General features: G+C 45.9%; 6 protein-coding genes and 1 pseudogene. 3 read left to right on the forward strand and 4 right to left on the reverse strand.

Going from position 1 to position 12,704, the window contains the following annotated elements:
• Positions 1–10 precede the first annotated feature (10 nt).
• Both ACJJIE_RS10515 and ACJJIE_RS10520 read right to left on the reverse strand, forming a co-directional pair.
• Positions 11–2,209, reverse strand: a complete 2,199-nt coding sequence (locus ACJJIE_RS10515; protein WP_444894551.1) for a type I secretion system permease/ATPase — start codon at positions 2,207–2,209, stop codon at positions 11–13.
• On the reverse strand, positions 2,206–3,645 hold the full coding sequence (locus ACJJIE_RS10520; protein ID WP_282931822.1) for a TolC family outer membrane protein: 1,440 nt from the start codon (positions 3,643–3,645) through the stop codon (positions 2,206–2,208). The genes ACJJIE_RS10515 and ACJJIE_RS10520 overlap by 4 nt, the downstream gene beginning before the upstream one ends.
• Before the next feature lie 2,323 nt (positions 3,646–5,968).
• Between ACJJIE_RS10520 and ACJJIE_RS23250 the strand changes: the two genes are divergently transcribed.
• Complete coding sequence (locus ACJJIE_RS23250; protein WP_507021891.1) at positions 5,969–6,718, forward strand: DUF2715 domain-containing protein; 750 nt, start codon at positions 5,969–5,971, stop codon at positions 6,716–6,718.
• A 366-nt stretch (positions 6,719–7,084) separates the two neighbouring features.
• On the opposite strand, the pseudogene ACJJIE_RS23255 reads toward ACJJIE_RS23250, so the two are convergent.
• Positions 7,085–7,348 (reverse strand): annotated as a pseudogene (locus ACJJIE_RS23255) (BapA/Bap/LapF family prefix-like domain-containing protein); the annotation flags it as partial.
• A 273-nt stretch (positions 7,349–7,621) separates the two neighbouring features.
• Here ACJJIE_RS23255 and ACJJIE_RS10530 point away from each other — a divergent pair.
• Together ACJJIE_RS10530 and ACJJIE_RS10535 are read left to right on the forward strand one after the other, a co-directional pair.
• Complete coding sequence (locus tag ACJJIE_RS10530) at positions 7,622–9,181, forward strand: carboxylesterase/lipase family protein (protein ID WP_444894553.1); 1,560 nt, start codon at positions 7,622–7,624, stop codon at positions 9,179–9,181.
• A 10-nt stretch (positions 9,182–9,191) separates the two neighbouring features.
• On the forward strand, positions 9,192–9,740 hold the full coding sequence (locus tag ACJJIE_RS10535) for a histidine phosphatase family protein (RefSeq protein ID WP_444894554.1): 549 nt from the start codon (positions 9,192–9,194) through the stop codon (positions 9,738–9,740).
• A 42-nt stretch (positions 9,741–9,782) separates the two neighbouring features.
• Here the strand turns inward: ACJJIE_RS10535 and pepN are convergent, their stop codons facing one another.
• The gene (gene pepN / locus ACJJIE_RS10540) at positions 9,783–12,413 is read right to left on the reverse strand and encodes an aminopeptidase N (protein WP_444894760.1); all 2,631 of its coding nucleotides are present in this window, start codon (positions 12,411–12,413) and stop codon (positions 9,783–9,785) included.
• Between the last annotated feature and the right edge of the window lie 291 nt (positions 12,414–12,704).

A 12,704-nucleotide genomic window follows, 5' to 3' on the forward strand; every position in this document is an offset into this window, starting at 1 on the left:
AATCTATTATCTAGGAAACTTTTTCACCCTTTTTTGCACCTTTTGGTCTGGACAAAATAGACAGTGCTTTTTCTTTTGGCTCATCAAGTGCAACTCGCCCACTATCCAATACAATTATTCGCTCTGCAAAGCTGAGAATGCTGGTTCTATGAGTTGCAATTACGACTGTCCTCTCGGCACTCCACTCTGATAATGCTTGGATAAATTGCTTCTCAGTAGCTTCATCCAATGCAGAGGTAGGTTCATCTAGTAAAAGTACATTCGGTTGGCGCAGTAGAATCCTAGCAAGCAACAGGGATTGTTTTTGCCCTCCAGACAATCCATAACCACCCTCTTGAATCATACAGCCTAAACCTTTCGAAAGCTTACTGACAAAGGACTTAGCACCGCTCATCTCTAATGCAAAAATAATTTCTTCATCACTGGCATAAGGAGCACCTAAGACCAGGTTCTCATAGATAGTACCGTGAAATAAGCCTGTCTTTTGGCTGAGAAGGGAAACATCTCGCCTAACGTCTGCAGGATCAATATGTGTCAGACTTACATCATCCAACCGCAATTGACCACGGGTTGGCTCAATATACCCTGACAAGGCATGTAATAAAGTTGACTTGCCTGAGCCATTTCGGCCTAAAATGGCAACTCTTTCCCCTTGTTGAATCTTCAACTCGGGAATAACTAAAGCAGGCTCAGATGATTCATCACCATAGTAATAGACCGCCTGCTTAAAATGGTAGTTTCCCTGAATAGCAGACTTCTGTACTTTCTTTTCATCTTCCGGGTTATCTACCGGTAGCTGCATAATTTGATCAATTCCCTTCATTGCAAACCGAGCTTGCTGCCAACGGCTTAATACCTGAGTGATATTTGCCATTGGCGACATCATCCGTGACCCAAGAATAGAAGCTGCAACCAGTGCTCCTGTTGTCATATCACCGGCCATTACCATTGGCGCCCCGAACAATACAACTACAGCAAAAACTGACGACTGCACATTGTGAGTCCAGCTCAGCAATACTCCAACAATATAACGAAGTTTTAGACTCGACTCTGCGGTAATAGCATTGAAATGGTTCCACTGTCCCTGAAAGCGCTGTTCTGCCTGCATGGCTTTTATATCTTCCAGCCCTTGAACTGTCTCAATCAACATCGCATTACGCAACGCCCCTTCTTTAATTGATTCCTTTGATAGCTTCGCGAGTTTAGGCTGAAGAAGTAGTCCCGGAATAATCAACATAAATACCGCAACCAGTGGTATCAGTGCCAAACTCCCAGCAACCCACCACATAACAAATAGAAAAAGAATAAAGAAGGGTAAATCTGCGAGAGCTAAAACTGTGGAAGACGTAAATAGCTCTCTTATTCGTTCAAGATCACGAATTTGCGATATAAATGTACCGGTTGACTTTGGTCTTGCTTGATCTTTAACTCGAATAGCATGGCCAAAGACCAAGTCCGACATGCGAATATCAGCCCGCTTTCCCAGTAAGTCTGTTACCCTAACCCGCATAGTTCGCATAATGAAATCAAAAATTATCGCAACAACAACACCGCTAAAAAGCACATAAAGAGTTGGAAAAGACTCGGCAGGTATCACCCTGTCATAAACTTGTTTCGAGAAAACAATTCCAGCCAAAGCTAAAGAATTAGCAATTGTTGTAGCGATCATTACATGGAAATAAGGCTTTAAATCCCGAAGGACAATTCTACGAAACCAGTGCTGATCTCCAGCCTTGACATAGTCATCTACACGAGAGTCAGTTGCCGTCCGTCTGGGGCGAAATACTGCCAAGCTTAGAATACTATTTCTTAACTCATCCAGAGGGACCGTGCTCTTTAATCCTTGATCTCCACAGTAGATAACACTTAACTGATTTTCTTTAGCGACGGAGTCTATAACAACTAACTGACCGTCCACCATCTGAGCGACCAGCGGCATGCGCCAGGAATTGATTACAGATTCACTGAAGGGGCAAAATTTTACGCTAAGCCCAGCCTGCCGAGCCATCTGCCGAACAACACTTTCAGTAGAAGTACAGCCTCCCCAGTTTCCAGCTATTCGCACTCTCTCAGAAGAACAATCAATTCGATAATGCCTTGCAATGGAAATGATTGCTTCACACCAGGGAGCGAAGTCAGCAGAAGTGTTTTCTGAATTAACAGATGAACTTTTGCCACCATCAGAATTTTCTATCTGACTCTCACTCAAGGCAACACCTCCACACCCTGAATTTCAGTTCCATCAAGCTTGAAAGCTTCCCGCAAACCGCCACGGCTGTGAAGACAATCTATTTTAAGAAGATGCAAATCAAAGATTGTATTATTTTTTTCCTGGCGAGCAAGGTGAAGCTCTTGTTCGGAATTTAACAAGTCAATTAGGGTCCGCGTTCCGAGAGTGGCATATTGCTGTTTGTATAAGTCCCTCGTTTCAGCTATTGCGCTTTCCCTGGCACTGAGGGCACTCAAGCTGCGCATTAAACCCTCTGCTTCTTCCTGTGCTTCACGATACTTTTGGGTTACTGATAACTGTGCCGAGTCTCTGGCAGCATCGGCCGATGAAAGGGCATAACTGGCTCCCTCTCTTCCTGCAGATATCTTTCCTCCCTGGTATAAAGGCATCGAAACATTAAAGAAAATAGCTTTTTCATTATCATCAAGCGCATTGGCATCGACATAGTTTTGATCTAAATACTGATTTACATTGCCATCGAGTGTAAGTGTGGGCCATGTATTGGCCTTTGCTGACTTTAACTGTGCCTCAGCCTCAGCCCGAGATGCCTCAGCAATAAGTACATCAGGCACTGACGACAAATCAAACGACACAACATCACAAGCTTGAGCCACATCCTCAGGAACATACATAGCAACCCGAAATGGAGATTCGAAGCCGGTTAGATTTTGCAATGTGCTACGCCATCGACGCAGCAAAGCCTCTACTTGTTGTTTTGATGCTTGTGCAGCATCGACTCTAGACTGGGCCTGTAAAACATCGGAACGGGAACTAACCCCGCGTTCTTTTCGAATTTGTACAAGCTGGGCAATAGCAGATACGCCTTGCACTTGCGCATCAGATGTTATTAGCAATGACTGATAACGCTGCACTTCAATGGCTGCTCGTGCAGTCCTCCTTGCAACCTCATCAATGGACTGAAGAACTTCTGCTTGAGATCGTTGTACTCCAGCCTTGGCAAAATCAACATTACTAGACACTTTGCCAAAATCGTAAACCATTTGAGAGATATTCACTTGGAACGCATGCCCATCCCCCTCATTTTTATATTCGGAATCCTGCCCCGCTACAATGCCAGCACTCAGTTGGGGAAAGTAGCCAGACCGTGCAGCTCGAACACCCTGCCTCTGTTGGTAGAGATTACCAATGGCTTCTGCGATCAATGGGTGCCACCCAACCGCTTGATGTACCACCTCAAGCATGTTGAGTTCCATTCGCTTAATTCCTTCCTCATACTCCCGAAAAGACATTTTCTTTAATGAGCTATTAGCCTCTATGTCCATATTACTTGGGCTAATTACTTCAGCAGAGGGAGATGAACTAAAAATATCGGCGTCCACAACGAGCGCCCAAAATACCAAAAAAACTGCAAATGGTATTTTCCATAGTTGTTTAAACACTTCCACTATATTCACTTATCAGTAATTACTGGGAGGTAAAACACTCTTTTAACGACTCGGTTTGAAGAGTGGCTACAAAAGTCTAGCCAAAAAAAACCGGGCCTTACGGCCCGGTAATTAAGTTAATGTTTAGCTTTCAGATCTAAGTGTCACTCAAGCCATTTTGTTGCCACATATCTCCGACAGGATCATCAAACGCTACTGCATTATCAGTTGCCGCCAGCGCCTCAATATCACCTATTGCCTCACTAGGAATTTGGCTGGCATCTATGCCGACCTCATCTCCAACAGGATCGAATATTTGAGCATCACTGCTCGCAGATTCTAATAGGTCATCAAGACTCAAGTCGGAACCGCTATCCAGCATATCGATATCCGTCTCTGCAGCGGCACCAATATCCAGGATACCTTCGTATCCGACGCCACCATCTGTTCCAATATTGATGATGATAGTGTCAATATCGATATCAATTGAGATGTCAATGTCGATATTGATATCTATGTCAATGCTGGAGTCAGCATCGGCATCAGAGTCCGAATCAGCGTCAGCGTCAGCGTCCGAATCAGCATCAGCATCAGCATCAGCATCAGCATCAGCGTCCGAATCATCGCCCAACATATCTGCTCCAGTCTCAGGCGCAGAGGTCGGCCCATAATCCAGAGCATCAGATTCATTAGAATCCGCTCCAATGTTGATGATGATGGTGTCAATGTTGATATCGATGTCGATATCAATATCGATATTTATATCAATATCAACATCTGCATCGGAGTCCGAATCACTGTCGGAGTCGGAATCCGAGTCACTGTCAGAATCCGAATCACTGTCAGAGTCGGAGTCGGAATCAGAGTCGGAGTCGGAGTCGGAATCCGAGTCACTGTCAGAGTCCGAATCACTGTCAGAGTCGGAGTCGGAATCCGAGTCACTGTCAGAATCCGAATCGCTGTCAGAGTCCGAATCACTATCAGAGTCGGAGTCGGAATCCGAGTCACTGTCAGAATCGGAATCACTGTCAGAATCCGAGTCACTGTCAGAATCCGAATCACTGTCAGAATCCGAATCACTGTCAGAGTCAGAATCTGGGATAGATAGCGAATCCATCTCCGTACCAGAATCATCATCCACCATTTCTACTCCAGTCTCTGGCGTAGAAGAGAGCCCGTAATCCAGAGCATCAGCGTCATTGGAACCAGTTCCAATATTGATGATGATGGTACCGATGTCGATATCAATATCGATGTCAATATCGATATTTATGTCAATATCAACATCTGCATCGGAGTCGCTGTCAGAGTCAGAATCCGAATCGCTGTCAGAGTCGGAGTCAGAATCCGAGTCACTGTCAGAGTCAGAATCTGAATCACTGTCAGAGTCGGAGTCAGAATCCGAGTCACTGTCAGAGTCAGAATCCGAGTCACTGTCAGAGTCAGAATCCGAATCACTGTCAGAGTCGGAGTCAGAATCCGAATCACTGTCGGAGTCGGAGTCAGAATCCGAGTCACTGTCAGAGTCAGAATCCGAATCGCTGTCAGAGTCGGAGTCAGAATCCGAATCACTGTCAGAGTCGGAGTCAGAATCCGAGTCACTGTCAGAGTCGGAGTCAGAATCCGAGTCACTGTCAGAGTCGGAGTCAGAATCCGAGTCACTGTCAGAGTCAGAATCCGAATCGCTGTCAGAGTCGGAGTCAGAATCCGAATCACTGTCAGAGTCGGAGTCAGAATCCGAGTCACTGTCAGAGTCGGAGTCAGAATCCGAGTCACTGTCAGAGTCGGAGTCAGAATCCGAATCACTGTCAGAGTCGGAGTCAGAATCCGAGTCACTGTCAGAGTCAGAGTCAGAGTCGGAGTCGGAGTCGGAGTCAGAATCCGAATCACTGTCAGAGTCGGAATCCGAGTCGCTGTCAGAGTCGGAGTCAGAATCCGAGTCACTGTCAGAGTCAGAGTCAGAATCCGAATCACTGTCAGAGTCGGAGTCAGAATCTGAGTCACTGTCAGAGTCAGAATCCGAATCGCTGTCAGAGTCGGAGTCAGAATCCGAGTCACTGTCAGAGTCGGAGTCGGAGTCGGAGTCGGAGTCGGAGTCAGAATCCGAATCACTGTCAGAGTCGGAATCCGAGTCGCTGTCAGAGTCGGAGTCAGAATCCGAGTCACTGTCAGAGTCAGAGTCAGAATCCGAATCACTGTCAGAGTCGGAGTCAGAATCTGAGTCACTGTCAGAGTCAGAATCCGAATCGCTGTCAGAGTCGGAGTCAGAATCCGAGTCACTGTCAGAGTCGGAGTCAGAATCCGAATCACTGTCAGAGTCGGAATCCGAGTCGCTGTCAGAGTCGGAGTCGGAATCCGAGTCACTGTCAGAGTCGGAGTCGGAGTCGGAGTCGGAGTCAGAATCCGAATCACTGTCAGAGTCGGAGTCGGAATCCGAATCACTGTCAGAGTCGGAGTCGGAATCCGAGTCACTGTCAGAGTCGGAGTCGGAGTCAGAATCCGAATCACTGTCAGAGTCGGAGTCAGAATCCGAATCACTGTCAGAGTCGGAGTCAGAGTCCGAATCACTGTCAGAGTCGGAGTCGGAGTCGGAGTCGGAGTCGGAGTCGGAGTCGGAGTCGGAGTCGGAGTCAGAATCCGAGTCACTGTCAGAGTCAGAATCCGAATCGCTGTCAGAGTCGGAGTCAGAATCCGAATCACTGTCAGAGTCGGAATCCGAGTCACTGTCAGAGTCAGAATCCGAGTCACTGTCAGAGTCAGAATCCGAGTCACTGTCAGAGTCAGAATCCGAATCGCTGTCAGAGTCGGAGTCAGAATCCGAATCACTGTCAGAGTCGGAATCCGAGTCACTGTCAGAGTCAGAATCCGAGTCACTGTCAGAGTCGGAATCCGAGTCACTGTCAGAGTCAGAATCCGAATCACTGTCAGAGTCGGAGTCAGAATCCGAGTCACTGTCAGAGTCAGAATCCGAATCGCTGTCAGAGTCGGAGTCAGAATCCGAATCACTGTCAGAGTCGGAATCCGAGTCACTGTCAGAGTCAGAATCCGAGTCACTGTCAGAGTCGGAATCCGAGTCACTGTCAGAGTCGGAGTCAGAATCTGAATCACTGTCAGAGTCGGAATCCGAGTCACTGTCAGAGTCAGAATCCGAGTCACTGTCAGAGTCAGAATCCGAGTCACTGTCAGAGTCAGAATCCGAATCGCTGTCAGAGTCGGAGTCAGAATCCGAGTCACTGTCAGAGTCAGAATCCGAGTCGCTGTCAGAGTCCGAGTCGGCATCTGCATCAGAATCGGGGATAAAGAAGCGATCGCCATCATTGTCATCGTCATCATTAGCCGCAATAGCAATAACAACAACTCCAAGGGCAATTAATGCAGGAATCCACCAAGAGAAACCAGGGCTAGCTGGAGCTGGTGCAGGATACGATGCACCACCAGCCGCCGCAAAGGCAGAAATTAAATCTCCATTAGAAGCTAACATAAGGGGCTCTTCTGCCCCGGTTAGCACCAGCTCACTATGGTCGCCATCTTCATCCAACAGGTAGAACCCTGAAATGATAATGACCTGACCAGACTTTAAAACAATTACAAGGTCTACTCCGTCTTTTTCAAAAGACGCAATATCCTCTGGATCTGCGGGCATTTCGACTAGACCAGGAGAGGACAATGATAGCCCCTCCAGTGATCGCTCATCGATAGAGCCCGTGGATTTGTCAAAGATTTTCGCAATCATGCTCTCACCAACTTCAAACGGTGCAACTTCCTAAATACACAGTTCATGGCCTGAGCTTAAAGACGGAAAATACCCCACTTTGAGCCCATCCGTGACTAGATTCACTAATACATCGCCTTGCTAATTTCCCTCCATAAAAACAATTACGCCAGTACGTTTTTACGCGCACTACTTTTGTATGGACGTAATTCAAAACCTTTTCAAGGAGGAGTTAGGCAGCGGCAGGAGAAAAACGGTTTTCGTGCTAACTTCAGCAAGATTAGGAAGTTACAAATGACTACAGACCCGGAAATTGGCAGGCACTTAAACAAAAAACCTACACCTGTTGTTGATACGCCTGCCGGGCCAATCATCGGAACTACAGATGAGGAAACTGGCGTATATAAATTCTTGGGTATCCCCTACGCCCTCCCTCCTGTGGGAAATTTACGTTGGTTACCGCCGCAAGAGTTGGACCGCTGGAAAAACCCTTTCCAAGCACATAGTTTTGGATCACCAGCTGCGCAAAACTCATCCACCTTAATGGAAGTTCGAGATCAAAATGGGAATCTTCCTGAAAGAGAGGAATGCCTCTATTTGAATGTATTCTCTCCCGCAATGTCGCAAGGAAAAAAGCTGCCAGTGATGTTTTGGGTTCATGGCGGCTCTTTTTACATGGGATCAGGATGCCAAGAAATTTACAATGGTAAATACTTGGCAGCTAGCGGTCGGACAATTGTTGTCACTATAAACTACCGATTAGGCGCACTGGGATTTCTGCGTCTAAAGGATATTAGTGATATACCATCAACCGGCAATGAAGGGCTTTTAGATCAAATAGCCGCCCTACAATGGGTTCGGAAAAATATCTCAGCATTTGGCGGAGATCCAAACAATATCACTCTTTTTGGCGAATCAGCCGGGGCAATGAGTATTGCCTCCTTACTTGAAACTCCACAATGTAAAGGCCTTATACGGCGTGCAATTGTCCAAAGTGGGCACCCAAGAGCCTCTCACTCCCAGCAAAGCGCTAACCATGTTGGTAAGACTTTCATTCAACAATTTGAGAAAATCTCTGGTGGCATCTCACTAAAAAATTGTCCGACCAAACTTCTTCTGAAAACCCAAAAAGCAATACTCTCTGACACGTCTATGACAGCAAAATGGGGGCAACTGCCATTTAAACCTGTCGCAGACAGGGAACTTTTTTCCCCTGAAAAAAAGCTCTCCCCGACACACCAAACATCCCTTTTGTTAGGGAACAATTTGGAGGAATGGAATCTCTTCAGCGCGATAAACCCTGAAAGCTTTAACATGGACTACCGGCAAATATGTACTCATCTCGAATGGCTTATCCCAGAGTCCGAGTTAAAGCCCCTACTCAGACATTACTATCAACTAGCAAAAAAAATGACAGACAATCCCTGGCCAGAGTGGAGTCGAGCCTGGAACCTTTTGCTCACTGATATGGTATTCACCTTGCCTGGGCTGAGACACCTACAAAGTCATCAGGGGGAAAACTATCACTATCACTTTGCACAACCTCTCGCTGCACAGCCTTTACTAGGGGCCTGTCACGCCGTTGAGCTTGGCTATGTATTTGGAACCCATAGCGATCAGTCCTTGAAAACACTATATGGTGCTGAAGAAAACCCCCATTTATTAAGTGCCTCAATGCAACAAGCTTGGCTGAATTTTGCTGAAACAGGGAAACCCGGCAATGATTGGCCAGAGTTTTCAGGAAAACACAGTAAGCGATTTGGCAATCATCCCTCAGCCAGGGCGTTTAACTCACCAGAGCTTCTCAGTTTATGGCAACATATACCCGACGATAGGTTGAATGGTTATCTTTAGGTTGGCATAGATGGCAAGAATTTTTTTAATCAGGCATGGAGAAGCAGCGAAAGGGGAGCACATCCCCGATCCAATACTCACAAACGAAGGTTACAAGCAGGCAGAAGAGCTAGCCCTAAAACTTTCCTCTCTCGAGAAAGTTCAATTAATAAGCAGCCCCAAACTCCGTGCACAGCAAACAGCAAAGCCCTTGGCCGAAGTTTGGGATATAGAGGTTGTAATTGAAAATGCAGTGACGGAAATACCTACACCAGAGGAAATACCCAAAGCTCAACGCCTAACCTGGTTACGAACATTACTTACTGGAGAGTGGGACCCCTGTGACAGAGAACAAAAAGATTGGCGTGATGGAATAATCAGGTATTTGGAAAATCTTTCAGAGGACACCTTTATCTTCTGCCATTTTATGGTCATCAATTCAGTTGTTGCACATATCCGGAACCACCAAAAAGTACAACAGTTTAGGCCCGATTACACCTCAATCACTGAGCTAAAAAATGATGGAAACAAGCTACATTTAGTCCAGCTAGGCGAAGAAAAAGAAAACAAAATTCTATAAGAAAATGGGGTATGTGCAGCATACCCCAAGCGGGCATTTATTTTAAATCAAGCTTTTGCTGACTACCTCAAACAAATCCTTAGATAGGTCTCCCGAATCAGCAACCCTTTGCAGGGCAACTTTCATCTTCTCACCCAGGCTACCAGAGTATTTTTTCCAACGTGTGATCGGTATAACCAGCCTTGCTGAAATTTGTGGATTTAGCTTGTCCAAGGCCAGAACCTGATCGGCAACAAACTCAAACCCGCTACCATCGCTCTTATGGAATTGCTTAAAATTACGATTAGCAAAACCACCTATTACAGACCTTACTTTATTGGGGTTTTTCATTTCAAAAGCAGGGTGATCCATAAGTGCACGAATATTTTCCAATGTACCGCGCTTGGGACTACAACTCTGCTGACCCAGCCATAGTTCTACTACTTGAGTATCGGTTTTCCAGCGCTCATAAAATTGTTCAATCAACCCCCCGGCTCGGTCTTCCGGTGCATGATTAATAATAACAGCGAGAGCCGCCGCACTATCTGTCATATTACTAGCGCTCTCAAACTGAACCTGGGCTATATCTAACGCCTCCTCAGTTTCTGTTATGCAGATATAGGATAAACAGGTATTTTTAAGTCGTCTTTGCGCAATATCTAACGCATTCGGGCTATAGGGCTTTGTGGTATTCAATTCTAGATAGCGCTTGCGAAATTCATCAAATAATTCACCTGCAATTACCTTCTTTACAAATTCCCTCGCAACAATTATTGCTTCCGCATCAATAGATGATGACTCTTCAGCGATAAACTGCTCGCTGGGCAATTGCAAGATCTCTGCGACCAGCGCTAGATCGAGATCAACATCCTGTAAAACCTCTTTATAAGCACTGATTAAACTTGGTTGTACCTGTAGTTCCTCACCTTTACGAAAAGCCACCTGAAGCTCACACAAAGCATTTAATGCTAGGCGCTGACTTGCATCCCAGCGGTTAAACGTGTCCTTATCCTTGCTCATTAAAAATTGAAGCTGCTCATTACTATAGTTGTACCTTATTTTTACTGGAGCGGAGAAGCCTCGCAGCAATGAGGGTAAAGGCTTCTCCGCAAGTCCGGAAAACTCAAAAGATTGCTCATCTTCTGTTAACTGTAAAACAGTTTCAGTATCACCCTGCTCATTGAGTACAAGCTCTGCGCCATCAGCCCCCAGCAATCCAATTCTTATTGGTAAGTGGAAAGGTAACTTCTCTTCCTGACCTGGCGATGAAGGGCAAGACTGGCGAATAGTTAGACTATAAGTGCCATCAGTTTCATTAAAGCTATCTGTCACATCAAGTATCGGCGTGCCTGCTTGGCTGTACCAGTTGCGGAATTGCTTCAGTTCAACCTTGTTAGCATCTTCCATCGCCTTGACGAAATCTTCACAGGTTACCGCGCAACCATCGTGCTGCTGAAAGTACAAGTCACTTCCTTTGCGGAACCCTTCTGCACCTAAGAGTGTATGAATCATCCGTACAACTTCCGCACCCTTTTCATAAATTGTCAGAGTGTAAAAGTTTGAAATTTCTATATAAGAATCTGGCCTGATAGGATGGGCCATAGGGCCGGCATCTTCAGCAAACTGGGTAGTACGCAAAAGGGATACATCTTCAATACGCTTAACCGCTCGGGAATTAAGATCAGCGGAGAACTCCGCATCACGAAATACGGTAAAACCTTCCTTCAGACTCAACTGAAACCAATCCCGGCAAGTAACCCGATTGCCGGACCAGTTGTGAAAATACTCATGTCCTACAATAGACTCAATCCGCTGAAAAGCTGAATCCGTTGCTGTTTCTGGGCTAGCGAGCACACAGGCCGAATTGAAAATATTCAATCCTTTGTTTTCCATAGCCCCCATATTGAAATGATCAACAGCAACAATCATAAAGATGTCTAGGTCATATTCCTTTCCGTAAGTTTCCTCATCCCAACGCATCGCATTTTTAAGTGAGCGCATAGCATGATCACACTTCCCAATATTTTTCGCTTCCGTAAAGATCTGTAACTTAACCTTTCTACCAGAGGCTGTTGTGAAGCTATCTTCCACATGCTCCAAGTCCCCGCCTACCAACGCAAATAAGTAAGCCGGCTTGGCGAATGGATCTTCCCAAGTTACAAACTGACGACCATCTTCATATCTACCCCTTTCAACTTCATTGCCATTTGAAAGTAGTACTGGGTGGTCCATCGGCGCGACGATGGTGGTGGTAAATTTGGACATAACATCCGGCCGGTCAGGATAGAAAGTAATTTTTCTAAATCCTTCAGCTTCACATTGAGAGCAATACATACCATTAGAGAGATATAATCCCTCTAGAGATGTGTTTTCCTCCGGATTTATCCGATTGCGGATTTCCAGCAGAAATTCTGGTTTCTCTACAGGGATAGACAGGCCCTCAGGTAGAACCTGATAATCAGATGTAGACAACAAAACTCCATCCAAAGAAACCGAAAGCAATTCCAGCTCGACACCATCCAGCACTAAAGGCGGCAGCCCTGCACCCGCTTGCGGATTTCTGCGAATATTCAAACGAGATTTGACCAAAGTTGCCTTGGGTTCCAGCTCAAAATGTAAATCAGTAGCATCCACCAGGTAATCTGGTACTTGATAGTCTTTCAGGTAAATGGTCTTTGGCTGGCTATCTTTCATTATTGAAACACCTTCAGTCATTCTATGCCCTTCCGGGGCAGTATGAATTCGATTAATTGGACCAACAATATCGTTACCCGGGCCAATACTATTTATCACCCAAGTTAAAAACCGGACTATAGCTTCCCAGCGCGATTGGTGCCACGCATAGATAAGTTTGATTAATACTTGCCCTTGCAGCCTTGCCCACAGCCACTCTTGGCACGTCTGCCTCCACAGACATGGCGGCAATAGCGGTGGAGAAACCAAAAACTATCAGCAAGATCACCTAAATAGGTGAAAACTATTAAT

The sequence above is a fragment of the Microbulbifer maximicatervae (SeqCode) genome (assembly GCF_052467325.1).

Excerpts from the sequence above, each read along its gene's own strand:
- ACJJIE_RS10530 (WP_444894553.1), top strand. The coding sequence starts at position 7,622 with ATGACTACAGACCCGGAAATTGGCAGGCACTTAAACAAAAAACCTACA.
- ACJJIE_RS10535 (WP_444894554.1), top strand. The coding sequence starts at position 9,192 with ATGGCAAGAATTTTTTTAATCAGGCATGGAGAAGCAGCGAAAGGGGAG.
- pepN (WP_444894760.1), bottom strand. The coding sequence starts at position 12,413 with ATGAAAGATAGCCAGCCAAAGACCATTTACCTGAAAGACTATCAAGTA.